Below are 25,240 nucleotides of genomic sequence, written 5' to 3' on the forward strand. Positions count from 1 at the left end.
GATGGAGACAGATGAACTATCGATTGTTGAATGCCAGTGACCAGCATCCAAGCACGATGGTGCAGGCCTGTGCGAAGGGCGCGATCGGCTTGAAAAAATGCGCCGCTCGCACGGGACGGGGCAGGGGTAAAACCGCTTCTGGCTGGGATGACGCAAATATGGCGGGCTCGGTTGACCCTGACCGGACAGCGGAGTAAACCGACCAAAGCCAATAGTGCCGTTTGGCTGACAGGGCGCGTGGCGCGTCACATACGCAAAAGGAGCTTCCCCTTGGACGACATGATGCGGGAATACCTGCCGATCCTACTTTTTCTAGCCGTGGCGATTGTCCTTGGCATTGTTTTGATCCTGGCCGCCTTCGTGCTGGCCGTGCGCAACCCGGACCCTGAAAAAGTGTCGGCCTATGAATGCGGGTTTAACGCTTTTGACGACGCCCGAATGAAATTCGACGTGCGGTTCTACCTCGTGTCGATCCTGTTTATCATCTTTGACCTCGAAATTGCTTTCCTCTTTCCCTGGGCCGTGGCCTTTCAGGACGTGAGCATGGCCGGCTTCTGGTCGATGATGGTGTTTCTTGCCGTGCTGACCGCCGGTTTTGCGTATGAGTGGAAAAAAGGAGCACTGGAATGGCAGTAGCAGCCGCCGGGGCCAATGTGGCCGGGATGGACCGCGATGTGGCCACCCAGAACCTGAACAAGGAACTGCAGGACAAAGGCTTCCTGCTGACCTCGACCGAAGACATCATCAACTGGGCCCGTACCGGATCGCTGCACTGGATGACATTTGGTCTGGCCTGCTGCGCGGTCGAGATGATGCACACATCGATGCCGCGCTATGATCTAGAACGCTTTGGGACCGCACCGCGCGCGTCTCCGCGTCAGTCGGACCTGATGATCGTCGCGGGCACGCTGACCAACAAGATGGCACCGGCCCTGCGCAAGGTCTATGACCAGATGCCGGAACCGCGGTATGTGATCTCTATGGGGTCTTGCGCCAACGGCGGCGGCTATTACCACTACAGCTATTCTGTGGTGCGCGGCTGCGACCGGATTGTTCCCGTCGACGTCTATGTGCCCGGCTGCCCTCCAACGGCAGAGGCCTTGCTGTACGGCATCATGCAATTGCAGCGTAAAATCCGCCGCACCGGCACAATTGTTCGCTAAGGGGCTGATATGTCAGAACAACTGAACGAACTTGGCGCGTATATCGAAGCGAAACGGCCTGACTGTATCCTTGGCTGGGACATCTCCTTTGACGAGCTGAACATGGACGTCACGCAGGCCAATCTGCCCGGTCTGGTGGAATTTATCAAAAGCGACGCCACCTGTCGTTTCTCGTCGTTGGTGGACATCACGGCGGTGGATTACCCGGGGCGCGCCAAACGCTTTGACGTCATCTATCACTTCTTGTCGATGTACCAGAACCAACGCATCCGTCTGCGCGTTGCCGCGCGCGAAGAGGACATGGTCCCGTCGATCGTCGATATCCACCCGTCGGCCAACTGGTTTGAACGCGAAGTCTTTGATATGTTCGGCATCATTTTTGCGGGTCACCCCGATCTGCGTCGCCTGCTGACAGATTATGGGTTCCGTGGCTATCCGCTGCGCAAGGATTTCCCGACCACCGGCTATACCGAAGTCCGCTATGACGAGAGCGAAAAACGCGTGGTGTATGAACCCGTAAGCCTCGTGCAGGAATACCGCCAATTCGACTTTATGTCGCCTTGGGAAGGGGCTGAATATATTCTGCCCGGCGATGAAAAGCCGGAGGCAAAATAATGGGTGGCATTTGGTGGTTCATACTGTCTGCCCTCACAATCATCCCGATGGTCAAGCTGTTGCCGTTTTTCGGGATCAATAAATACTGGTCCGTTGCCTGTATCGTGCCTTTGGGTACGCTTGCCCTTTTGTGGTGGATGGGCGTCAAACTGACCGAGCTGGAGCGTAAATGATGGACGGCACCAAAGGTTTCGAAGACGCCCTGACCGGCGAACAGAAGATCCGCAACTTCAACATTAACTTCGGCCCGCAACACCCTGCGGCGCACGGGGTTTTGCGTCTTGTCCTTGAACTTGACGGCGAGATCGTCGAACGTTGCGATCCGCACATTGGTCTGCTGCACCGCGGTACCGAAAAGCTGATGGAAAGCCGCACCTACCTGCAAAACCTGCCGTATTTTGACCGGCTGGATTACGTGGCCCCGATGAACCAAGAACACGCCTGGTGTCTGGCCATCGAAAAGCTGACTGGTGTCGAAGTGCCCCGTCGCGCTTCGTTGATCCGCGTGCTTTACTCCGAAATTGGCCGCATCCTGTCGCACCTGCTGAACGTCACCACACAGGCGATGGACGTGGGCGCGCTGACGCCGCCGCTTTGGGGATTCGAGGAACGCGAAGATCTGATGATCTTTTACGAACGGGCCTCCGGTGCGCGTCTGCACGCCGCCTATTTCCGCCCCGGTGGGGTCCATCAGGATCTGCCGCCCGCGCTGCTGGACGATATTGAAACGTGGTCGCATAAATTCCTGTCGGGCTTCATGGTCGACGTGGACCTGCTGCTGACCGAAAATCGGATTTTCAAACAGCGTAACGCTGACATTGGCATCGTCTCTGAACAGGACATTCAGGATTGGGGTTTCTCGGGCGTGATGGTGCGCGGGTCTGGCTTGGCGTGGGATTTGCGCCGTGCGCAGCCCTATGAATGCTACGATGAATTCGACTTCCAAATTCCGACCGGTGTGAATGGCGATTGTTATGACCGCTATCTCGTCCGGATGGAGGAAATGCGTCAGTCTACCTACATCATCCAGCAAGCGATCGAAAAGCTGCGCGCGCCCGAAGGGCAGGGCGATATTCTGGCACGGGGCAAAATCACGCCGCCCAGCCGGACTGCGATGAAAACCGACATGGAAAGCCTGATCCACCACTTCAAGCTGTACACCGAAGGGTTCCACGTCCCCGCCGGCGAAGTCTATTGCGCCGTCGAAGCCCCCAAAGGCGAATTCGGCGTCTACCTTGTGGCGGATGGATCGAACAAACCCTACCGTGCCAAACTGCGCGCGCCCGGCTATCTGCACCTGCAAGCGATGGATTACATCGCCAAGGGGCACCAGCTGGCGGATGTCGCGGCGATCATCGGTACCATGGATATCGTTTTCGGAGAGGTCGACCGTTGAGACGGTACCTCTTCATTTTGCCAAATAAACTCCCGCCGGAGGCGCCCGCCGTTTCCGCAAGAACGAAAGCCTGATCTGATGCTGCGCCGTTTGCACCCTGACCAACCGACAAGCTTTGCCTTCACCCCCGCCAACCAGGCATGGGCCGAAGCGCAGATCACGAAATACCCCGAAGGCCGTCAGGCCAGCGCGATCATCCCTTTGCTGTGGCGTGCGCAGGAACAGGAAGGCTGGCTCAGCCGTCCTGCCATCGAACATGTCTCTGAAATGCTGGGGATGGCCTATATTCGCGGGCTCGAAGTCGCGACATTCTACTTTATGTTCCAGCTTCAGCCGGTGGGCGAGGTCGCCCACTTCCAGATTTGCGGTACGACATCGTGCATGATCTGCGGTGCCGAAGACCTGATCGAGGTCTGCAAGGACCGCATTGCGCCCAAGGCGCATCAGATCAGCGCAGACGGCAAGTTCTCGTGGGAAGAAGTCGAATGTCTGGGGGCGTGTTCGAACGCGCCGATGGCGCAGATCGGCAAGGATTACTACGAAGACCTGACGGTCGACGGCTTCCGCGCCATGATTGACGACATGGCCGCAGGGCAGGTGCCTGTGCCGGGGCCGCAGAACGGGCGCTATGCGTCCGAACCCCTGTCGGGTCTGTCCAGCCTGACTGACCACGACAGCGGCAAGACACAATATAACGCCTGTGCACAGCTGGCGGTGGACATTGGCGACACCATCAAACGCATTGACGGTACCGAAGTCCCCCTGACCGCGCCGTGGCAGGGCAAGGACGGTGCCGATAGCGCTGGTTCCGACAACGAACAGCCCGTCTCGCGCGATGACAATATGCCGCCCGAAGGCCCCGATGGTGCCCAAGGGGGCCGCACGCCGGCCGAGGAAGACGCACCGCGTGATGTGGGCGATGCCTCTGATAAGCGCTCCGAAGCACCCGGAGAGGCGGATGGCGTTGAAGCCGTCGGCAAACCCGAGACAGGCAGCGTCGCGCCGGGCGATCCGGCACCCGCGCCCAAAGCACCGACAGCAGGCACCAAGAAAGCATCCGTCGCTAAATCGGCGGAAGCCAACGCAGAGGCCGCTGCCACCAAGCCCAAGGCGCTGGATGCCCCCGAAGGCGGTGCTGCGGATGACCTCAAGTTGATCAAGGGCATCGGTCCAAAGCTCGAAACGCTGGTGAACAAGATGGGTTTCTACCACTTTAGCCAGATCGCGGGCTGGGGCCCGAACGAGGTATCTTGGGTCGACCAGAACCTCGAAGGGTTCAAAGGCCGCGTGTCCCGCGATAACTGGGTTGAACAGGCAAAAAAGCTCGCCGCTGGTGATCAAACAGAATTCTCGTCCCGCGCCACAAAAGATGATATCTAATACACATAATAGATCATCTTGAATGGCGGACGAGGGGACGGATATGACTGATTTGACGCAAAAAGAGCAATGCAAGCGCGGTTGCACACGTTGGGGGGGCGGTGTCGGCCTTGTCCTCGCTTTGCTATTTTGGCAGGTCTTCGGCTGGGGTTTCATCGCCTCGTTGTTCCTCGGGATCATTCTGGGACTTGTGACATTTGTGGTGATGTCAAAGCTGCTATGCAGCACGGTGGCGGACGACACGGCAGAGGCGTCCCGCGCCCCAGCCGCCGCAGCAGCACCTGCGACGGCGGCAACAAGGCAAGCCGCCAGCGCCGCCCCCACGAGCGATGCGCCCGTAGAGCCCGAGCCAAAGCTAGATGCGGCACCTGGAGCAGTCGAAACTGTCGAAACCCGCCCCGAAGATACCACCGGTGGTCAGGCAACAGCCGATGTTGGCGGTGCTGCATCCGAAGCGACAGCGGGCACGTCTCCTGCTGCGATGGATGAGCCCGCGGGCTTTTCAGGGATCAAACCCACAGCCAAGCTGAAGGGCCAAGAAGAGCTTGCCGCGCGCAAGGGTACCTATAAATACGAAGCCCCAGCGGCGACGCCGATCGACACCAAGCCTGCACCTGCTGCGGCACCAGAGGCCGCGGCTGAACCCGTTGCCTCTATCCCTGCGCCAAAAGCTGCCGAGGTGCCAGAGGCACCGGCGACAATCGAGGGGGCGACCTCAACCCGTCCGGGGATCGCTGATATTCCGGTGGGGACCGTTGAGAGCAGCCCTGAAACACTGGACCAGCCGCGCGAAGGCGGGGCCGATAACCTCAAGCTTCTCAGTGGAGTCGGGCCGAAGATCGAGCAGACGTTGAACGCTCTGGGGATCTATCACTTTGACCAGATCGCGCGGTGGACGGCGACTGAAATCGCTTGGGTCGACGCCCGCTTGCCATTCAAGGGCCGCATTCAACGCGACGACTGGACGGCGCAAGCAAAGACCCTCGCCGCCGGCGCAGAAGCCGACTTCTCTGCACGCAACAAAAAGACCTGAGCCTGACATGGATGCCCACGAATGACAGATAAGGAAGAAATTGCCTTGGCCCGCAAAGGCCGGATGGTGGGCCTTGTCATTGCCGGCACAATGGTGCTTTGGATCGCGGCGCAATGGCTTGCACCGCAGTTCGGCTTGCCCGGACGCTATGCGCTGCTGTTCGACTTTGCCGCGCTGGCAGCCCTGATCTGGGCGATGGTAAATATATATCAGATGAGGCGGGCCCGCGCGGCCAGCCGTGACACATAAAGGTTAGCTTCATGCTTCAGGATCAAGACCGCATCTTTACCAATATCTACGGTATGCACGACCGCACGCTGAAGGGCGCGCAGGCGCGTGGCCATTGGGATGGCACAGCTGGCATTCTGAAAAACGGGCGTGACTGGATCATCAGCCAGATGAAAGAGTCGGGTTTGCGTGGTCGTGGCGGTGCGGGCTTTCCAACGGGCCTAAAGTGGTCCTTCATGCCCAAGGAAAGCGACGGTCGCCCGAGCTATCTGGTGGTGAACGCCGATGAATCCGAACCCGGTACCTGTAAAGACCGCGAAATCATGCGCCACGATCCGCACACGCTGATCGAAGGTTGCCTGATTGCCAGCTTCGCTATGAACGCCAACGCCTGCTACATCTACATTCGCGGCGAATACATCCGCGAGCGCGAAGCGCTGCAAGCCGCCATCGACGAGGCGTATGACGCCGGTCTGGTCGGCAAAAATGCCTGTAAATCGGGCTATGACTTTGACATCTATGTTCACCACGGTGCCGGTGCGTATATCTGCGGCGAAGAAACCGCACTGCTCGAAAGCCTAGAGGGCAAAAAGGGCATGCCTCGGATGAAGCCTCCGTTCCCCGCGGGTGCCGGTCTGTACGGTTGCCCGACAACGGTGAACAACGTGGAATCCATTGCTGTGGTGCCAACGATCCTGCGTCGCGGTCCTGAATGGTTTTCAAGCTTCGGGCGTCCGAACAACGCGGGCACAAAGCTGTTCGCGATCTCGGGCCATGTGAACAACCCCTGCGTCGTCGAAGAAGCGATGAGCATCTCTTTCGAAGAACTGATCGAAAAACATTGCGGCGGTATCCGTGGCGGCTGGGACAACCTCAAGGCTGTGATCCCCGGTGGGTCGTCGGTGCCGATGATCCCCGGTGCGCAGATGCGCGACGCGATCATGGATTTTGACTATCTGCGCGAACAACGCTCGGGCCTTGGTACGGCGGCTGTAATCGTGATGGATAACTCCACCGATGTGATCAAGGCGATCTGGCGTCTGGCGAAGTTCTACAAGCACGAATCCTGCGGCCAGTGTACGCCGTGCCGCGAAGGCACGGGCTGGATGATGCGCGTGATGGACCGTCTGGTGCGCGGCGATGCAGAACCCGAAGAAATCGACATGTTGCTCGATGTGACCAAACAGGTCGAAGGCCACACGATCTGCGCCCTTGGCGATGCGGCGGCTTGGCCTATTCAGGGTTTGATCCGGCACTTCCGTGACGAGATCGAGGATCGCATCAAGCACAAGCGTACCGGCCGCGTCAGCGCCGTCGCGGCGGAGTAAACGGTGATGGAAACCTTTGCCGCCTATAGCCATGCGCTGGCAGCTTTGGCCTTTTGGGCCATTCTAATGAGTGTTCTGGGCGCTCTCTCTACTATGGGGCGCACGCCAGAAGGGCGTTGTGAGTGCGGTAAGCCCAAGCGGAACTATGACGACGTAGTCTATCGCCGTGATCGCGCGTTTATGAACGCGATAGAGGCGTCGGGCCCGTTTCTGGCATCGACGCTGGCGGCGGTGCTACTTGGCGCGCCTGTGTTCTGGGTGAACCTCTTTGCGGCGCTTTTCGTGGCGGTGCGGGTCGCGATGGCCGTGGTGCATATCGGGACAACCAACCAGCCGATGCGGTCGTTGTTCTTTACGCTGGGGTTGGTCTGTATTCTGGCCTTGGCCGTGCTGGCAATTTTCGCGGCCTTTTAAGGCGCGACCGAGGAACGACAGCCCCCGCCATCGATCGGCAGGGGGCTGCATAAAAAAGACGGGTCCGGCCACACCGGCAGAGCGAGGGAAGATGAAGCAGATTGTTCTATTTTGTATGACGGCTGCGGTATTGGCTGGCTGTACCGCCCGCGAAGACCGTCTGGCCTTTGATGGTAAATACTTCCGCACCAAGCTGAGCAAAGTCGACGGGCAGCGCGATGTCTTTACCCTGCGGGTGCGCAATGCCTCGCAGTCGATCACCGGTGCCCGCGAAGCCGCGCGCTATGAGGCGACGGTGTATTGTGTGACCAACTATGGCAGTTCCGATATCAAATGGGTCGTGGGGCCGGACACCCCGCCCGAGAATTTGCGCCTTGTGGACGACGCATTGACGTTTCAGGGGGCTTGCCCTTCCTGATCGTTTGCGCGACATACCGCTGGCAAATGGCTGATCTAGGGGTGTTATTGAATAACATCGGGGTCAGTTCCCATGTGTAGCAAGGGGCAGTCCGCCCCGCTACATGAGGAGAGTAAGATGCGTAACGTATTGATCGCCGTAACCACCGTGGCCATGATGGCCAGCCCTGTCGCCGCAAAACCGCCGCTGCGTGATGTACCGGCTGTTGATGATGCGCTGCTTGATCTTGGACTGGCCGACCGGATTCGCAAGGAATGTCCTGATATCTCGGCCCGCATGCTGCGCGCGCTTAGCTATCTGAACAATGTGCAAAGCACGGCCAAATCTTTGGGCTATACGTCGGACGAAATTGACGCCTACCGCAAAAGCGATGCTGAAAAGGCGCGCATGAAGGCCCGGGGGGCTGCATATTTAAAGGCGAAGGGGGTCGATACTTCTGACCCGCAAAGCTATTGTGCGTTAGGGCGTGCAGAAATCCAAAAATCGAGCCGGATCGGTTCGTTACTGAGAGCGAAATAAGCATATGAGCGATACCCGCAAGATCATCATTGACGGCAAGGAAGTCGAAGTCGAAGGGGCGATGACGCTCATTCAGGCGTGTGAGGAAGCAGGGGTGGAAATTCCGCGTTTCTGTTACCACGAACGTCTGTCGATTGCCGGTAACTGCCGGATGTGTCTTGTGGAGGTCGTAGGCGGCCCGCCCAAGCCTGCGGCGTCTTGCGCCATGCAGGTGCGCGATTTGCGGCCTGGCCCCGAAGGCCAGCCGCCGGTCGTTAAAACCAATTCGCCCATGGTGAAAAAGGCCCGCGAGGGCGTGATGGAATTCCTGCTGATCAACCACCCGCTGGATTGCCCGATCTGCGATCAGGGCGGCGAGTGTGACTTGCAGGATCAGGCGATGGCGTACGGCGTCGACTTTAGCCGCTACCGCGAGCCTAAGCGCGCGACCGAAGATCTGGATTTGGGCCCGCTGGTTGAAACCCATATGACGCGCTGCATCTCGTGCACCCGTTGTGTACGCTTCACCACCGAGGTCGCGGGCATTCACCAGATGGGCCAGACCGGCCGTGGTGAGGACGCCGAAATTACAGCCTATCTGGGCCAAACGCTCGATTCGAACCTACAGGGCAACATCATTGATCTGTGCCCCGTGGGTGCGCTGGTCTCTAAACCCTACGCCTTCACCGCACGGCCTTGGGAACTGTCCAAGACAGAATCGATTGATGTAATGGACGCGCTCGGGTCGAACATCCGTGTGGATACCAAAGGCCGCGAAGTCATGCGCTTCCTGCCGCGCAACCACGACGGCGTGAACGAGGAATGGATTTCCGATAAAACCCGTTTCGTCTGGGACGGTCTGCGCCGTCAGCGTCTGGACACGCCTTATATTCGCGAAAACGGCAAACTGCGCAAAGCCGACTGGCCCGAAGCGCTTGCCGCTGCCGCCGCTGCGATGAAAGGCAAGAAAGTCGCGGGCCTGATCGGTGATCTTGCGTCGGTCGAGGCGACATATGCATTGAAGCAGTTGATCGAAGGGCAGGGCGGCGTTGTCGAATGCCGTACCGATGGCGCGAAGCTGCCTGCGGGCAACCGGTCGGGCTATGTCGGAACCGCCACGGTCGAAGATCTGGACACGGCACAAGCCGTCATGTTGATCGGCGCAAACCCCGCCGTGGAAGCACCGGTGCTTAACGCGCGTATCCGTAAAGCCTGGACGCGTGGGGCCGACGTTGCCCTGATGGGCCCCGCCGTCGATCTGACCTATGATTACGACCATCTGGGCGACAGCCCGTCGTTGCTGAACGCATTGCTGAAAAAGGATCATGCCGACATCGCCGAGAAATCCTCGGTTATTGTGGTGGGCATGGGCGCCTTGGCCCGTGAAGACGGGGCCGAGATTCTGGCCGCTGCTATGGCGCTGGCCGAAGCGACGAAATCCGGCTTTATGGTCTTGCACACCGCCGCATCCCGTGTGGGCGCGATGGATATCGGGGCCGTAGCTGAAAACGGCATCAACGATGTGCTGGCCGCCGATGTGATCTATAACCTTGGTGCGGACGAAGGCGACATTCCTGCAGGTCCCGTCGTGATCTATCAAGGCTCGCATGGGGATCGCGGGGCGCACCGCGCCGATATCATCCTGCCCGGTGCCGCCTATACCGAAGAAGGTGGTTTGTTCGTCAACACCGAAGGCCGCCCGCAGCTTGCCGCACGCGCCAGCTTTGCCCCCGGTCAGGCCAAGGAAAACTGGGCCATCCTGCGTGCGCTCAGCGCCGAGCTGGACGCAAAACTGCCCTTCGATTCGCTGGCGGCACTGCGCAAGGCGCTGGTCGCTGATGTGCCGCATCTGGGGGATATCGATCAGGTCGCGGAAAACGACTGGAAGCCGGTTGCGCAGGGTACGTTGGGCGACAGCCCGTTCCGCCCCGCGATTGCCGATTTCTACCTGTCCAACCCGATCGCCCGTGCCAGCCAGTTGATGGCAGAGCTATCGGCAAACGCCAAAGCCCGCCGCGAAAAACCACTGGCGGCGGAGTGAGGATTTTGGGGATGATGTTGCCTTTGGTTTTGGGAGCCTGCGAAACGCAAGCGCCCATGGCCGAAGATTTCATTCCTGAATATCGCGGTGTCGAAACCAAATTGCTGGACGGGGATCTTGTCCAGTTTGACGTGGCGATGACCAAAGCGCGGTCATCCGAGAATGTAGCGGAATACGCCGAATGTGCTGCGGCCCGATATACTTTGATCCGGGGCTTTGGTTTTGCCCGCCACGTGCGTACAAATGTTGAGATCGAGGGTGGTGTCTGGCACGCAGATGCTGTTTACACCATCTCGCCGAGCCTGCCTGCGGGCTTGAAGACAATAGATGCCGAAGTGACCGTGCAGAACTGCATGGAAAAAGGCATACCGACGGTGTGAGGACCTATGGCTGACTTCTTTTTCAACACCACGCTGGGGACGATCCTGCTGATTATTGGCCAGATTTTCCTTGTTGTGATTCCCCTGCTTCTTGCCCTTGCGTTCCTGATGTACGCCGACCGGAAAATCTGGGCGTCGGTACAGCTGCGCCGCGGGCCCAACGTTGTGGGCATCTACGGTTTGCTGCAATCCTTTGCGGATTTCGCGAAATACATCGTCAAAGAGGTGATCGTGCCCGCCGGTGCTGACCGCGCCGTGTTCTTTATGGCCCCGATGGTGACCTTGGTCATGGCGCTGGTCGCATGGGCGGTGATCCCGTTCAACGACGGCTGGGTCTTGTCGAATATCAACGTCGCGATCTTGTATGTCTTCGCGGTCTCGTCGCTTGAAGTTTACGGCGTGATCATGGGCGGGTGGGCGTCAAACTCCAAATACCCGTTCTTGGGGTCGCTGCGATCTGCGGCGCAGATGATTTCCTACGAGGTGTCGATCGGTCTGATCATCATCGGCGTCGTCATCAGCTCCGGTTCGATGAACTTCGGCGACATCGTCTTGTCGCAAAGTGGGGATTACGGTCTGCTGAACTGGTACTGGCTACCGCACTTCCCGATGCTGATCCTGTTCTTCATCTCGGCACTGGCCGAAACCAACCGCCCACCGTTTGACCTTCCCGAAGCGGAATCCGAACTGGTTGCCGGCTATCAGGTCGAATATTCCTCCACGCCCTTTTTGCTGTTCATGATCGGTGAGTTGGTTGCCGTGGTGCTGATGTGCGCGCTGATCTCGCTGATGTTCTTTGGCGGCTGGCTGTCGCCGATCCCCGGCTTGCCCGATGGTATTTTCTGGATGATCGCCAAGATGGGGCTGGTGTTCTTCTTCTTCTCGTTGGTCAAGGCGATCACCCCGCGGTACCGCTATGACCAGCTGATGCGTTTGGGATGGAAAGTATTCCTGCCGTTCAGCCTGTTCTGGGTTGTCTTCGTCTCCTTCGCCGCGAAATTCGATTGGTTCTGGGGCATTTATGCCCGTTGGACAGTAGGGGGCTGATATGGCTAACACCGACTATACCCGTCACGTAAAATACTTCCTGCTGCAGGATTTTTACCAAGGCATGAAGCTTGGCATTAAGTATATGTTCAAGCCGAAGGCGACGATCAACTACCCGCACGAAAAAGGCCCGCTAAGCCCGCGTTTCCGTGGTGAACATGCGCTGCGTCGTTATCCCAACGGCGAAGAGCGTTGCATCGCATGTAAACTGTGTGAAGCGGTCTGCCCGGCGCAGGCAATTACGATTGATGCTGAGCCGCGTGAAGATGGCAGTCGCCGCACCACGCGCTATGACATCGACATGACCAAATGCATCTATTGCGGTTTCTGTCAGGAAGCCTGCCCGGTTGACGCGATTGTCGAAGGCCCGAATTTCGAATTCTCGACCGAGACCCGCGAAGAGCTATTCTATGACAAGACCAAGCTGCTGGACAACGGCGAACGCTGGGAAGCAGAGATCGCCCGCAACCTCGAACTGGACGCGCCGTACCGATGACCGATAGCCAAAACCCCTTTGAAGAGATGATGCGTCAAATGCAGGACATGGCCAAAGGCTTTCCTGCAATGGATGCGTTTTCGCCAAAAGGGTTCGAGGCGATGATGGGCAAGATGCCCAAAGACATGATGGAAACGTTTTTTGGCAATACGATGAACCCCAACGGGTTGGATGCCAAGACGCGGATGTTGCTGACGATTTCGGGGCTGACCATGCAAGGTGCCCAGAATGACATTGCGCTGCGCCAAGCCGTAATCCACGCGGTAGAGGCCGGAGCGCACAAGCAGCAGGTGATAGAGACGATCGGGCAGATGGCGGTTTTCGCCGGCATCCCCGCCATGACCCGCGCGATGGAGATTGCGCAGGGTGTTTTGGATGACAAGGAAGGTGACGCATGAGCGTTTTCGCATTTTACCTCTTCGCGATCAGCTTGATCGCCGGCGGGCTGTTCACTGTGATCAGCCGCAACCCCGTGCATTCGGTGCTGTGGTTGATCCTGTCCTTCCTCAGCGCGGCGGGGCTTTTCGTGCTGCTGAACGCCGAATTTGTCGCGATGCTGTTGATCATCGTCTATGTGGGCGCGGTCGCGGTATTGTTCCTGTTCGTTGTCATGATGCTGGACGTTGATTTCGCCGAACTCAAGGCCGAGATGGCGCGCTATATGCCGCTGGCATTGCTGATCGGTTTGGTCATCCTGATGCAGTTCGTCATGGCGTTTGGCGCATGGGACGCGAACTCTGCCGCCGAAGGGCTGCGCACGCAGGTGATCACAGACGAGGTGCATAACACTGCCGCCTTGGGTCTGATCCTGTATGATCAATACTTTTTGCTGTTCCAACTGTCGGGGCTGATCCTGTTGGTCGCTATGATCGGTGCGATCGTACTGACGCTGCGCCATCGCGGCGATGTCAAACGGCAGAACGTGGTCGACCAGATGATGCGCGATCCGAAACTGGCAATGAAACTGAATGATGTGAAACCCGGGCAGGGCCTATAATCGGCCTGTCCTTTCAAGGATATACTCCATGTCACGTAATACAATTGTAGTGCTTGTCGTCGTTTTGATTGTGGTCGTGGGTGGCTACAGCATTTTCTAGATGCGACGGGATCGGGATGGAAACATTCCGCGACAAGAACTAAAGAACGCCTGAAAAAGGCAAAAGAACCGAGGGACGACATGATCGGAATTGAACATTACCTGACGGTAGCGGCGACGCTGTTCGTCATTGGCATTTTCGGGCTATTCCTGAACCGCAAGAACATCATCATCATGTTGATGTCGATCGAGCTGATGCTCTTGGCGGTGAACATCAACTTTGTCGCTTTCTCTTACTATTTGGGTGATCTGGTGGGGCAGGTGTTCACACTGTTCGTCCTGACCGTCGCCGCTGCCGAAGCTGCAATCGGGCTGGCCATTCTGGTCTGCTTCTTCCGCAATCGGGGTACGATCGCGGTCGAAGATGTCAACGTGATGAAAGGCTAAGATCATGGAAACGATCATTCTTTTCGCACCACTCGTGGGTGCATTGATCTGTGGTTTCGGCTGGAAGCTGATTGGCGAGAAAGCTGGTCAGTATGTGGCAACGGGTCTGCTGTTCCTTGCGGCGCTGCTCAGCTGGATTGTCTTTCTATCGTTTGACGGCGAAACCCAGCACATCCAGATTCTGCGCTGGATCGAAAGCGGGAGCCTGTCGACCGACTGGGCGATCCGTCTAGACCGGCTGACTGCGATCATGTTGATCGTGATCACCACGGTCTCTAGCCTCGTGCATCTTTATTCCTTTGGCTACATGGCCCACGACGAGAATTTTTCGGATGCGGAACCCTACCGTGCCCGCTTCTTTGCTTACCTGTCATTCTTTACCTTCGCGATGCTGATGCTCGTGACTTCGGACAATCTGGTTCAGATGTTCTTTGGCTGGGAAGGCGTGGGCGTCGCGTCTTATCTGCTGATCGGCTTTTACTATAAAAAGCCATCGGCGAATGCCGCGGCGATCAAGGCTTTCGTGGTGAACCGCGTGGGCGACTTTGGCTTTCTGCTGGGGATCATGGCGCTGTTCTACCTCACGGACTCAATCAAGTTCGATGATGTCTTTGCCGCGACGCCTGATCTGGCCGAAACCACTTTGGGCTTTCTGTGGTCCGAATGGAACGCCGCGAACCTGATTGCGATCCTGCTGTTTATCGGCGCGATGGGTAAATCGGCGCAGCTGTTCCTGCACACCTGGTTGCCTGACGCGATGGAAGGCCCGACACCCGTGTCGGCGCTGATCCACGCGGCGACGATGGTCACAGCAGGGGTCTTCCTTATCTGCCGTATGTCGCCATTGATGGAGGTCGCGCCTGAGGCGATGATGTTCGTTACCTTCGTGGGGGCCACCACAGCATTCGTGGCAGCGACAATCGGTCTGGTTCAGAACGATATTAAACGCGTGATCGCCTATTCGACCATGTCGCAGCTTGGCTATATGTTCGTGGCCGCTGGCGTCGGTATGTATTCCGCCGCGATGTTCCACCTGTTCACGCACGCGTTCTTTAAGGCAATGTTGTTCCTCGGCGCAGGGTCGGTGATCCACGCGATGCATCACGAACAGGACATGCGCAACTATGGCGCACTGCGTAAGAAAATTCCTTATACCTTCTGGGCGATGATGATTGGTACGCTGGCGATCACCGGTGTCGGTATTCCGCTGACACACTTCGGTTTCGCGGGCTTCCTCTCCAAGGATGCGGTTATCGAAAGCGCTTGGGGTGGCGGGTCCATGTACGGCTTCTGGATGCTGGTGATCGCTGCTGCGATGACAAGCTTCTACAGCTGGCGCCTGATGTTCCTGACCTTCTTTGGCAAGGCACGCGGTGATAAGCATACCCACGATCACGCGCATGAAAGCCCGATGGTCATGCTGGTACCGCTTGGCGTCCTTAGCCTTGGTGCGATCTTCGCCGGTATGGTGTGGTACAACAGCTTCTTTGGTCACGCCGAGGATGTAGGAAAGTTCTACGGTATTCCGATGGCCGAAATCGCGGCCGGTGGTGAAACCCATGTCGAAGGGGCCGAAGACGCCCACGCCGATGCTGGCGATCAAGCTGCGGGCGATCACGGTGAAGACGCAGGCCATCACGGTCCAGCCTTTGCCGGCGCACCGGGCGAGGGGGCGTTGTACATCGCGCCAGACAACCACGTGCTGGATGACGCCCACGCCGCACCGGCATGGGTCAAGGTCAGCCCGTTCATCGCGATGGTCTTTGGCCTCGTCATGGCGCTGTGGTTCTACATCTGGAACCCGAGCCTGCCGGCCCGTCTGGCAGCCAACCAACGCCCGCTGTACCTGTTCTTCCTGAACAAATGGTATTTCGACGAGCTGTATAACGTCATCTTTGTCAAACCCGCGATGGCCATCGGCCGCTTCTTCTGGAAGCGCGGGGACGGTAATGTGATCGACGGCACGCTGAACGGTGTCGCCATGGGGATCATCCCGTTCCTCACCCGTCTGGCAGGGCGCGCGCAGTCCGGCTATATCTTTACCTACGCCTTCGCCATGGTGATCGGCATCGCGGTCTTTGTGACCTGGATGACGATGAGCGGGGGGGCACACTAATGGATCATCACTTGCTTTCCATCATTACCTTCATGCCCAGCTTTGCGGCGCTTATTCTGGCTGTGTTCCTGCGGGGCGAAGACGCCGCGGCGGGGCGCAATGCAAAATGGCTGGCACTGATCACCACAACAGTCACGTTCCTGATCTCGCTGTTCATTCTGTTCGACTTTGACCCGTCCAACACCGGCTTCCAGTTCGTCGACGAGGCACAGTGGTTGATGGGCCTTCAGTACCGTCTGGGCGTTGACGGCATTTCGATCCTGTTTGTGATGCTGACCACGTTTATGATGCCGCTGGTGATCGCTGCCAGCTGGAACGTAGAGACGCGGGTCAAGGAATACATGATCGCCTTCCTGCTGCTCGAGACGCTGATGCTGGGCGTGTTCATGGCGCTGGATCTCGTGCTCTTTTACCTGTTCTTCGAAGCAGGTCTGATCCCGATGTTCCTGATTATTGGCATTTGGGGCGGGGCGAACCGTATTTACGCATCGTTCAAGTTCTTCCTCTACACCTTCCTCGGGTCGGTCCTGATGCTGGTGGCGATGGTGATGATGTATGCGGATGCGGGCACGACTTGCATCGGAGGCTGCGAAGTCAGTCTTCTGACGCATACCTTTGCATCCGACACCTTCTCGATTGCGGGGATCACTGTGGTCGGCGGTTTGCAGACCATGATGTTCTTGGCGTTCTTTGCCAGCTTTGCGGTCAAAATGCCGATGTGGCCGGTCCACACGTGGTTGCCCGATGCGCACGTTCAGGCACCGACGGCAGGGTCTGTCGTGCTTGCGGCAATCTTGCTCAAGATGGGTGGCTACGGCTTCTTGCGGTTCTCGGTACCGATGTTCCCTGTGGGCTCTGACGTGTTGGCACCGCTGGTGCTGTGGATGTCGGCGATTGCGATTGTCTATACCTCGCTTGTAGCACTGGTGCAGCAGGATATGAAAAAGCTGATCGCCTATTCGTCGGTGGCGCACATGGGCTTTGTGACGATGGGGATCTTTACCTTTAACCAGCAGGGGCTGGACGGGGCGATCTTTCAGATGATCAGCCACGGCTTCATCTCTGCCGCGCTGTTCCTGTGCGTTGGTGTTATCTATGACCGGATGCACACCCGCGAGATTGACGCCTATGGCGGTCTGGTGAACCGGATGCCCGCCTATGCGCTGGTGTTCATGTTCTTCACCATGGCAAATGTCGGCCTGCCGGGCACATCGGGTTTTGTCGGGGAATTCCTGACGATCATGGGCGCGTTCCAGGTGAACACTTGGGTCGCAGCGGTTGCTGCATCGGGTGTTATCTTTTCGGCGGGTTACGCGCTGTGGCTGTATCGTCGCGTGGTGATGGGCGACCTGATCAAGGAAAGCCTGCGCACGATCACCGATATGTCGGGCCGTGAACGCTGGATCTTTGCACCCTTGGTGGCGATGACCTTGCTGTTGGGTGTCTACCCGGCGCTGGTGCTCGATATAATCGGGCCCTCGGTCGCCGCCCTTGTTGATAGCTATGATACGGCCCTGGAGGCGGCAGGTGCCGCTGTCCAGACGGCCTCAGAATAAAGGACTGCGCGATGATTTCCGCTGATCTGAATGTCATCCTGCCCGAAATCCTGCTGGCGCTTTTTGCGATCCTGGCACTGCTCGGGGCGGTTTACACCAATAAGGACGCCGCTGCAGGCGTCATGGTCTGGGCCACGGCTATCGTGATGGCATTGCTGGCGATCTGGATCGGTATGACCAGCGGTGGCACAACGCGCATCGCGTTTAACGGTCTGTTCATCGAAGACAGCTTTGCCCGTTTTGCCAAAGTCACCATGCTGCTGAGCGCGGCGGCGGTGCTGGCCATGTCCGAAGCCTATATGAAAAAGCGCGGGCTGCTGCGTTTTGAGTATCCGGTTCTTATCGCACTGAGCGTTGTCGGCATGATGATGATGGTCAGCGCGGGCGATCTGATGACGCTGTACATGGGCCTCGAGCTGCAATCGCTGGCACTGTACGTCGTTGCGTCCCTACGCCGCGATAGCGTGAAGTCTACTGAAGCAGGGCTGAAGTATTTCGTTCTGGGTGCACTGTCATCCGGTCTGCTGCTCTATGGTGTATCGCTGGTCTATGGTTATGCCGGCACTACCCAATTCGCGGGCGTGATGAGCCTGGCGAGCGAAGGCCCGACCTCACTTGGCCTGCTGTTCGGTATCGTCTTTGTCGTGTCTGGGCTGGCATTCAAAGTGTCCGCTGTGCCCTTCCACATGTGGACGCCTGACGTCTACGAGGGCGCGCCGACGCCGGTCACGGCCTTTTTTGCCACAGCCCCCAAGGTTGCCGCGATGGCGCTGTTTGCCCGCGTGTTGCATGATGCCTTTGGCAATGCTGTCGCCGATTGGAGCCAGATCATCGCGCTGCTGTCGGTGCTGTCCATGTTCCTTGGTGCGATTGCTGCAATTGGTCAGACCAACATCAAACGTCTGATGGCCTATTCCTCGATTGCTCACATGGGCTATGCATTGATCGGCCTTGCGGCGGGCACAGAGCTGGGTGTCAAATCCATGCTGGTCTATCTGGCGATCTACGTGACAATGAACATCGGGACCTTTGCCTTCATCCTCGGGATGGAGAAAGATGGCCAGCCAGTAACAGACATCACTGCGCTGAACATGTATTCCAAGCGCGCACCGGGTAAGGCGCTGGCGATGCTGGTGCTGCTGTTCTCGCTTGCTGGTGTGCCGCCGATGCTGGGGTTCTTTGCCAAACTGGGCGTGTGGCAAGCAGGCGTCGACGCGGGGCTGATCTGGCTGGTCGTGGCCAGTGCTGTCGCCTCAGCCATCGGGGCCTACTATTACCTGCGCATTGTCTTTTTGATGTATTTCGGGGCCGAAGGGGATGACCGTCTGGACGAGGGTAAAAGCAGCCTGCTGTCCGGAGTTGTTGTTGCCGCTGCCGTGATCATGGTGGTTGGCATTGTTAATCTGTTCGGCGTCGAAACTGCTGCGATCTCTGCGGCGGCGACGCTGGTCAATTGATCCTAGGGTGGCACCCCTGGGCAACACAGGCTCCGGCATGAATCCAACAGGGGCCAAGGCGCAAACAGCGGCTTGGCCCGACGGCTATGGGCGGCAGGTTTTCGATAGCGTCGATTCCACACTTAGCGAAGCGGCGCGGCAGTCCTCGCAGCTTGCCGGTGCGACATGGATCCTTGCGCAAGAACAGACTGCCGCACGTGGCCGGCGCGGACGGTCCTGGGCAACGCCCCGGGGAAATTTCGCCGCAACCTTGATGATGCGTCGTACCGAGGCACCTTCGACTGCTGCGCTGCGCAGCTTTGTCGCGTCCCTTGCACTGCGCCGTGCGTTTGTGGCGACCACGCGGGACGAAGGCGCGTTTACCCTGAAATGGCCCAACGACGTGCTGCTGAACGGCGGCAAAGTCGCTGGAATTCTGCTTGAAAGCATCGGCGATTTTCTGGCCATCGGGATCGGGGTCAACCTCGCCCATGCGCCGGGTGCCGATCAGGTTGAACCGGGGGCCTTGCGCCCTGTGTCGGTTGTGGCAGAGACGGGCAAGGTCGTTCCGCCGGAGGTTTTTCTTGATGCCTTGGCCGCGGAATACGCCCTGCTGGAAACACAGTTCCAGACCTATGGTTTTGCGCCGATCCGTGCTGCGTGGCTGTCCCATGCCGCGCGGTTGGGCGAAGAGATCGTCGCGCGCACCATGAGGGATGAAACCCGTGGTGTATTCGAGGACGTGGATGCGCAAGGCAACCTGATCCTGCGCACCCCAAAAGGCCGCGTGCCCATCACAGCGGCGGATGTATTTTTCTAAACGCGAGCGAAGGGATGTGCCATGCTATTGGCGATTGACTGCGGAAATACCAATACAGTCTTTTCAATCTGGGACGGAACGCGGTTTATTGCGACCTGGCGCACATCAACCGAATGGCAACGCACCTCTGACCAATATTACGTCTGGCTCAGCACCTTGATGAAGTTTCAGGGCGTAAAGGCCGATATCACCGATGTGATCATCAGCTCGACAGTGCCGCGGGTGGTGTTCAATCTGCGTGTGCTGGCGGATCGATATTTTAACACACGCCCGATTGTGGTGGGTAAACCCGATTGCCGATTGCCCGTTGATGTTCGGGTAGACGTGGGCACAGCCGTGGGGCCGGACCGTCTGGTTAACACAGTTGCCGGGCATGATCTGTTCGGTGGGGACTTGATTGTTGTCGATTTCGGCACCGCGACGACCTTTGACGTGGTAGACAGCGACGGGGCCTATATCGGCGGTGTGATCGCCCCCGGCGTGAACCTGAGCCTCGAGGCATTGCATAACGCCGCAGCCGCCTTACCTCATGTAGACATCTCTAAACCACAGGCGGTAATCGGTACAAATACCGTCTCTTGCATACAATCGGGCATTTTTTGGGGTTATGTCGGCCTCGTCCGTGAGATATGTGCCCAAATAAAGGCTGAACGCGGCCGCGAGATGCGCGTGATTGCGACAGGCGGGCTGGCCCCGCTGTTTCAACAGACAGTCGATCTGTTTGATGCATACCAAGATGATTTGACGATGCACGGCTTGACCGTGATTTATAACTATAACAAGGATACCGCTTAGTCATATGAGCAGCGAAAGATTGATCTATCTGCCCCTCGGTGGGGCAGGTGAAATTGGCATGAATGCCTATGTGTATGGATACGGGAAACCCGGCAAGGAGCGGCTGATTGTTGTCGACCTCGGCGTTGCTTTCCCTGACATGGACACAAGCCCCGGCGTGGATCTGATCATCCCCGATATCGCCTGGCTTGAACAACGCCGCGACCAGATCGAGGCGATATTTATCACCCACGCCCACGAAGACCACGTCGGTGCCGTGGCCCATACCTATGACCGTCTGCGCGCCCCTATCTATACGCGCAAGTTCACCGCGAACATTGCCAAGCGCAAGATGGACGAGTACGGCCATCCCGAAGACGCGGTGACCACCGTGGCACCGTGGCCGCAGCAGACCACGGTCGGGCCGTTCACGGTCGGCTTCCTGCCCATGTCCCACTCTATCCCTGAATCGTCGTCCTTGGTGATCGACGTGGCGGGCGATCGCCTGATCCACTCGGGTGACTTCAAGATCGACATGACACCGGGCGTCGGTGAGGCCTATGACCCCGAACTTTGGGCTGATGTGTCCAAGGACGGCGTCAAAGCGTTGATCTGTGACAGTACCAATGTGTTCTCGCAGAACGCCGGCCGGTCTGAGGCCACCGTCGGGCCCGAGATCGAAAAGCTTCTGGGTACCGCACAGGGTATGGTCGTCGCGACGACCTTTGCCTCGAACGTCGCGCGTGTGAAGACCTTGGCCGATGCTGGCGAACGGGCAGGGCGTTCCGTCGTTCTGCTGGGTCGTGCGATGAAACGCATGGTCGAAGCCTCGCTTGAAACGGGCGTGATGAAGGACTTCCCACCGGTCGTGAGCCCGGAAGAGGCCCGCGGCATCCCGCGTGAAAACCTGATGCTGTTGGTGACCGGTTCGCAAGGCGAACGCCGTGCGGCGTCGGCGCAGCTGGCGCGTGGCAAATACATGGGGCTGGAGATGAAAGAAGGGGACATGTTCCTGTTTTCCTCCAAAACCATCCCGGGCAATGAACGTGGCGTGATCAAGGTCATCAATGCGTTTTCTGAAATGGGCGTTGATATCGTCGATGACAGTTCGGGTCTGTACCACGTGTCGGGCCACGCCAACCGTCCTGATCTGGAAACGCTGCATGATGTGGTAAAACCTCAGATCCTGATCCCGATGCACGGCGAACACCGCCACCTGCGCGAACATACCAAAATCGCCAACGCCAAGGGAATGAAGGGTGTTCTGGCCGTGAACGGCATGATGATCGACCTATCGGGCAACGAGCCGAAGGTTGTTGAATATGTCGACAGCGGGCGCACCTATCTGGACGGGTCGACGCAAATTGGCGCGATGGACGGCGTTGTACGCGACCGTATTCGCATGGCGCTGAACGGCCATGTCACCGTGACGGTGATCATGGACGAAAACGACGAAGCTTTGGGCGACCCTTGGGTCGACGCTATGGGCTTGCCAGAGCAGGGCCGGTCCAAGACGTCGCTCGTCGAAGTGCTTGAGGCCGATCTGGCGCAGTTCCTTGGCCGCGCCAATGCCAAGACACTGCGCGACGACGACAAGCTGCACGACGGACTGAAGCGCACTGTGCGTCAGTCGGCTAATGATGAAATCGGTAAAAAGCCCGAAGTCACCATCGTTGTCAGCCGTCTAAGCTAAGGCATCGACACGCTAAATCGAAACGCCGTGCAGGCCACTGCGCGGCGTTTTGCGTTTGTATGGAAGACTAATGGGGGACACGCGGCAGGGTACTGCGCAAAAGAAAAGGCGCAGAGAATGCTCTGCGCCTTTTTATTAGATGGTCAGCGGAAGCGAAGGGTTATTCGCAGCGCTCGGCAAAGCTCAGGCCGATGAACTCGGGCGTGTGATCGCCTAGACCGACGACACGGTTGTCATTGCGGTTGTTCTGCTGGCGGTTGTTGTCATTGCGGGTGTTTTCCCCACGCCCGCCACGGGGGCTCCGACGGTTGGTCGACTTGTCGTCCTGCGTGGCGTCCACCTTTTGCGGAGCGGCCTTTTCGGTGCTGCCCTGCGCAGGTTTCTCGGATTTGTTCGCTTGCGGCTTGGCCGCTGGCTTGGCTCCAGCTTTCGGAGCGTCAGCCTTTGGGCTGCTGGCCTGCGCTGTATCCGTCTGCGCCGTATCTGCCTGTGGCGTATCTGCCTGTGGGGTCACTGTCTGTGGGGTCACTGTCTGATCGGCGTCAGTCTTAGCCGCTTCAGGCTTCTTGCGGCTGCGCGAACGGGTCCGCTTGGGTTTATCCGCGGAGGTCCCAGCGTCGGTTGAAGCAGCAGGCGCATCTGTTGTCTTGGCATCTGTCTGGACGTCAGCTTTGACTTCTTGGCCACCCAACGGGTTTTCCAGTCGCGGAATCTCGCGCTGTACCAGACGTTCCACGTCTTCGAGGTTCTTTTCATCACGTGGTACGCAGATCATGATCGCCTTGCCGTCGCGGCCCGCGCGGCCGGTCCGGCCAATGCGGTGCACATAGTCTTCGGCATGGGACGGCACATCAAAGTTATAGACATGGCTGACCGACGGCACATCAAGGCCCCGTGCCGCAACATCAGAAGCAACAAGGAAGCGCAGATCGCCATTGCGGAACCCGTCGAGGGTTTTGGTCCGCTGGCTTTGGTCCAGATCGCCGTGGATTGGTGCGGCGTCATAGCCGTATTTTTTCAACGACTTGGCCACGGTATCCACATCCATCTTGCGGTTGCAGAAGATGATGGCGTTGGTGCATTTGTCGCCCTCGGCGTCGATCAACGCGCGCAGAACCTTGCGCTTTTCCGTCGCTTCGCGGTCCTTGCGCGAGGGTTTGAACATCAACACGCCTTGCTTGATATTCTCGCTCGTGGTCGCCTGACGCGCGACTTCGATACGCGCGGGAGCGGACAGGAAGGTGTTTGTGATACGTTCGATCTCTGGGGCCATGGTGGCCGAGAAGAACAGCGTCTGACGGGTAAAGGGCGTCATCTGGAAGATACGTTCGATATCGGGGATGAACCCCATGTCAAGCATCCGGTCCGCTTCGTCGACAACCATGATCTTGACGTCGGACAAGATCAGTTTGCCGCGTTCAAAATGGTCAATCAGACGGCCTGGCGTCGCAATCAGAACGTCGACCCCTTTGTCGATCAGCTTGTCCTGCTCGCCGAACGAAACGCCGCCGATCAACAGCGCCTTGGTCAATTTCAGGTGCTTGGTATAGGTGTCGAAGTTTTCGGCGACCTGTGCTGCCAGTTCCCGCGTGGGACACAACACCAGACTGCGTGGCATCCGCGCGCGAGCGCGTCCACGGGCAAGCAGGGTGATCATGGGCAGGGTAAAGCTGGCAGTTTTGCCGGTACCTGTCTGGGCGATTCCCAACACGTCTCTGCCAGCAAGGGCAGGTGGAATCGCACCGGCCTGGATCGGCGTGGGGGTTTCATACCCGGCCTCATCAATGGCTTTTAGGACTTTAGGATTAAGGTTTAGATCAGAAAATTTTGTCATGTGTGTCCGATGATAGCGGACGCTCATTTGGCCCGCGGCAGCATTCATGTCGGCCCGCATGGCCCAAGGGGCGGAGGCTCTCCGCGACATGTTCTGCACCCATTAGCAAGAACTGCCCGTCAGGTCAAACAGATGCGCTAAGGCGCTGTGAAGCGGGGGAAATGTGTTGCCAGATGGTCGGGTAGCGCCAGATCGACCTCGCGCAGCAGGCCGTGGCTGCGCAGACGGGCGCGTAATTGGGGAGTATCAGCGCAGACTTCATCGAAAAACGCGCGCAGTCCCGCTTCGCCACTTTCGCCCTCGATCATTGAAAAGAGGTCATTGAGGGACAGGCCTCCTTGGTCATAGGGGCGGTTGGGGCGCAGTTCGGGGCGGTAGCTGCCTTTCGTCACACGGTAGCGATAGGCGCCGATCCAGTCATCCCATGATTTTGCATGGGCATGGGCCAGCGAGATGCCCGTCGGGGCATCATGACAGGCCAGCATCTCGCCTTTCTGAAAGACATTGTGGATGCGCAAATGCATGTTCGGCAGCCCTGTGCGGACAAAGACCTTACCTGCCAGATGGCTGAGAAATCCGCCTTTCAGATAGGCCCCATAGGTCGGGTAAAGCTCTGCCACGATGCGTGCGCGGTCGGGGCCGCTGGGAATGAAATCCTTGAACACAGACGGGTCGCCCGACAGCTGCTCCATCGGGCGGACGCGGGTGGCGGGCGGATCGGTGGGGCACTGCGCCAGTATGTCAGCGATGAGGCGGTCGGCGACAAGGTATTCGTCGACATCCATATGGATCAGCCAGTCGACCTCGCGCCGACGATTATAGGCGTGGGTAGCATTGGCCGTCTGACGTTGCTGGTGCGCCTCGGGACGATCGCGCTTGCGCTGCTTCCAATAGGCGGCGTCGCAGGTAATGACGCGGATCTTGGGGTGGGCGTCCAGATGGGCAAAGGCTTCGTCGTTGGGCGCATCGAGGTAAATATACAGCCGGTGCGCGCCCGCCGCCAAATGATAGGCGGCGAACTGCAATATGTCGCGCGTCGGTGCCAGAATGGTAGAGGCGATGCCCCATGTCACATCAGTCATGGGGCCAAT

At 58.3% G+C, this 25,240-nt stretch carries 27 protein-coding genes; 25 read left to right on the top strand and 2 right to left on the bottom strand.

Annotation, left to right across the window (positions count from 1 at the left end; translation table 11 throughout):
- The first annotated feature begins 270 nt into the window (after positions 1 to 270).
- From E5180_RS02605 to E5180_RS02720, 25 genes are all read left to right on the top strand, one after another.
- Positions 271 to 636 carry an NADH-quinone oxidoreductase subunit A gene (locus E5180_RS02605; protein ID WP_093732621.1) on the top strand — a complete coding sequence of 122 codons (366 nt, stop codon included), beginning with the start codon at positions 271 to 273 and terminating at the stop codon, positions 634 to 636.
- Complete coding sequence (locus E5180_RS02610) at positions 627 to 1,163, top strand: NuoB/complex I 20 kDa subunit family protein (protein ID WP_093732620.1); 537 nt, start codon at positions 627 to 629, stop codon at positions 1,161 to 1,163. Before E5180_RS02605 ends, E5180_RS02610 begins: the two co-directional genes overlap by 10 nt.
- 9 nt (positions 1,164 to 1,172) lie before the next feature.
- A complete protein-coding gene (locus E5180_RS02615) occupies positions 1,173 to 1,778 on the top strand; it encodes an NADH-quinone oxidoreductase subunit C (protein ID WP_138923029.1) in 606 nt (201 codons plus the stop codon).
- Complete coding sequence (locus tag E5180_RS15670; protein ID WP_171048886.1) at positions 1,778 to 1,951, top strand: hypothetical protein; 174 nt, start codon at positions 1,778 to 1,780, stop codon at positions 1,949 to 1,951. Before E5180_RS02615 ends, E5180_RS15670 begins: the two co-directional genes overlap by 1 nt.
- The gene (locus E5180_RS02620; protein ID WP_138925093.1) at positions 1,951 to 3,174 is read left to right on the top strand and encodes an NADH-quinone oxidoreductase subunit D; all 1,224 of its coding nucleotides are present in this window, start codon (positions 1,951 to 1,953) and stop codon (positions 3,172 to 3,174) included. Before E5180_RS15670 ends, E5180_RS02620 begins: the two co-directional genes overlap by 1 nt.
- A 78-nt stretch (positions 3,175 to 3,252) precedes the next feature.
- Positions 3,253 to 4,554 (top strand): NADH-quinone oxidoreductase subunit E, encoded by a 1,302-nt coding sequence (locus tag E5180_RS02625; protein WP_138923030.1) that lies wholly within the window; start codon positions 3,253 to 3,255, stop codon positions 4,552 to 4,554.
- 43 nt (positions 4,555 to 4,597) lie between these two features.
- Positions 4,598 to 5,587 carry an endonuclease gene (locus tag E5180_RS02630; RefSeq protein WP_441351434.1) on the top strand — a complete coding sequence of 330 codons (990 nt, stop codon included), beginning with the start codon at positions 4,598 to 4,600 and terminating at the stop codon, positions 5,585 to 5,587.
- 21 nt (positions 5,588 to 5,608) lie between these two features.
- Positions 5,609 to 5,836 (top strand): DUF5337 domain-containing protein, encoded by a 228-nt coding sequence (locus tag E5180_RS02635; RefSeq protein ID WP_093732615.1) that lies wholly within the window; start codon positions 5,609 to 5,611, stop codon positions 5,834 to 5,836.
- Between the two features lie 11 nt (positions 5,837 to 5,847).
- The gene (gene nuoF / locus E5180_RS02640; protein WP_138923032.1) at positions 5,848 to 7,143 is read left to right on the top strand and encodes an NADH-quinone oxidoreductase subunit NuoF; all 1,296 of its coding nucleotides are present in this window, start codon (positions 5,848 to 5,850) and stop codon (positions 7,141 to 7,143) included.
- A 6-nt stretch (positions 7,144 to 7,149) separates the two neighbouring features.
- Positions 7,150 to 7,557, top strand: coding sequence for an MAPEG family protein (locus E5180_RS02645; RefSeq protein ID WP_138923033.1), 408 nt, complete (start codon positions 7,150 to 7,152; stop codon positions 7,555 to 7,557).
- A 91-nt stretch (positions 7,558 to 7,648) separates the two neighbouring features.
- Positions 7,649 to 7,975: a hypothetical protein gene (locus tag E5180_RS02650; protein WP_138923034.1), complete on the top strand. Its 327-nt coding sequence runs from the start codon at positions 7,649 to 7,651 to the stop codon at positions 7,973 to 7,975.
- Positions 7,976 to 8,092: 117 nt separating this feature from the next.
- The gene (locus E5180_RS02655) at positions 8,093 to 8,494 is read left to right on the top strand and encodes a DUF5333 domain-containing protein (RefSeq protein WP_138923035.1); all 402 of its coding nucleotides are present in this window, start codon (positions 8,093 to 8,095) and stop codon (positions 8,492 to 8,494) included.
- A gap of 4 nt (positions 8,495 to 8,498) precedes the next feature.
- Positions 8,499 to 10,514: an NADH-quinone oxidoreductase subunit NuoG gene (gene nuoG, locus E5180_RS02660; RefSeq protein ID WP_138923036.1), complete on the top strand. Its 2,016-nt coding sequence runs from the start codon at positions 8,499 to 8,501 to the stop codon at positions 10,512 to 10,514.
- An 11-nt stretch (positions 10,515 to 10,525) separates the two neighbouring features.
- Entirely contained in the window at positions 10,526 to 10,894 is a 369-nt protein-coding gene (locus E5180_RS02665; RefSeq protein WP_093732609.1) for a hypothetical protein, read from the top strand.
- A 6-nt stretch (positions 10,895 to 10,900) separates the two neighbouring features.
- Positions 10,901 to 11,941, top strand: coding sequence for an NADH-quinone oxidoreductase subunit NuoH (gene nuoH / locus E5180_RS02670; protein WP_138923037.1), 1,041 nt, complete (start codon positions 10,901 to 10,903; stop codon positions 11,939 to 11,941).
- Between the two features lies 1 nt (position 11,942).
- The gene (gene nuoI / locus E5180_RS02675; protein WP_138923038.1) at positions 11,943 to 12,437 is read left to right on the top strand and encodes an NADH-quinone oxidoreductase subunit NuoI; all 495 of its coding nucleotides are present in this window, start codon (positions 11,943 to 11,945) and stop codon (positions 12,435 to 12,437) included.
- Entirely contained in the window at positions 12,434 to 12,835 is a 402-nt protein-coding gene (locus tag E5180_RS02680) for a carboxymuconolactone decarboxylase family protein (RefSeq protein ID WP_093732606.1), read from the top strand. The genes nuoI and E5180_RS02680 overlap by 4 nt, the downstream gene beginning before the upstream one ends.
- The gene (locus E5180_RS02685; RefSeq protein ID WP_138923039.1) at positions 12,832 to 13,434 is read left to right on the top strand and encodes an NADH-quinone oxidoreductase subunit J; all 603 of its coding nucleotides are present in this window, start codon (positions 12,832 to 12,834) and stop codon (positions 13,432 to 13,434) included. The genes E5180_RS02680 and E5180_RS02685 overlap by 4 nt, the downstream gene beginning before the upstream one ends.
- 180 nt (positions 13,435 to 13,614) lie before the next feature.
- A complete protein-coding gene (gene nuoK, locus E5180_RS02690) occupies positions 13,615 to 13,920 on the top strand; it encodes an NADH-quinone oxidoreductase subunit NuoK (RefSeq protein WP_005853964.1) in 306 nt (101 codons plus the stop codon).
- A 4-nt stretch (positions 13,921 to 13,924) separates the two neighbouring features.
- The gene (gene nuoL, locus E5180_RS02695) at positions 13,925 to 16,036 is read left to right on the top strand and encodes an NADH-quinone oxidoreductase subunit L (protein ID WP_138923040.1); all 2,112 of its coding nucleotides are present in this window, start codon (positions 13,925 to 13,927) and stop codon (positions 16,034 to 16,036) included.
- Positions 16,036 to 17,592, top strand: coding sequence for an NADH-quinone oxidoreductase subunit M (locus tag E5180_RS02700; protein WP_138923041.1), 1,557 nt, complete (start codon positions 16,036 to 16,038; stop codon positions 17,590 to 17,592). The genes nuoL and E5180_RS02700 overlap by 1 nt, the downstream gene beginning before the upstream one ends.
- Positions 17,593 to 17,603: 11 nt before the next feature.
- Positions 17,604 to 19,049: an NADH-quinone oxidoreductase subunit NuoN gene (nuoN, locus tag E5180_RS02705; protein WP_138923042.1), complete on the top strand. Its 1,446-nt coding sequence runs from the start codon at positions 17,604 to 17,606 to the stop codon at positions 19,047 to 19,049.
- Between the two features lie 37 nt (positions 19,050 to 19,086).
- Positions 19,087 to 19,848 (top strand): biotin--[acetyl-CoA-carboxylase] ligase, encoded by a 762-nt coding sequence (locus E5180_RS02710; protein WP_138923043.1) that lies wholly within the window; start codon positions 19,087 to 19,089, stop codon positions 19,846 to 19,848.
- A gap of 21 nt (positions 19,849 to 19,869) precedes the next feature.
- Positions 19,870 to 20,643, top strand: coding sequence for a type III pantothenate kinase (locus tag E5180_RS02715; RefSeq protein WP_138923044.1), 774 nt, complete (start codon positions 19,870 to 19,872; stop codon positions 20,641 to 20,643).
- Between the two features lie 4 nt (positions 20,644 to 20,647).
- Positions 20,648 to 22,315, top strand: a complete 1,668-nt coding sequence (locus E5180_RS02720) for a ribonuclease J (RefSeq protein WP_138923045.1) — start codon at positions 20,648 to 20,650, stop codon at positions 22,313 to 22,315.
- 160 nt (positions 22,316 to 22,475) lie between these two features.
- Here E5180_RS02720 and E5180_RS02725 read toward each other — a convergent pair whose 3' ends face one another.
- The gene (locus tag E5180_RS02725) at positions 22,476 to 24,149 is read right to left on the bottom strand and encodes a DEAD/DEAH box helicase (RefSeq protein ID WP_138923046.1); all 1,674 of its coding nucleotides are present in this window, start codon (positions 24,147 to 24,149) and stop codon (positions 22,476 to 22,478) included.
- Between the two features lie 137 nt (positions 24,150 to 24,286).
- Positions 24,287 to 25,231 (bottom strand): glycosyltransferase family 2 protein, encoded by a 945-nt coding sequence (locus tag E5180_RS02730; RefSeq protein ID WP_138923047.1) that lies wholly within the window; start codon positions 25,229 to 25,231, stop codon positions 24,287 to 24,289.
- Positions 25,232 to 25,240 lie beyond the last annotated feature (9 nt).

Source organism: Sulfitobacter sp. BSw21498, from assembly GCF_006064855.1.
Taxonomy (GTDB): domain Bacteria; phylum Pseudomonadota; class Alphaproteobacteria; order Rhodobacterales; family Rhodobacteraceae; genus Sulfitobacter.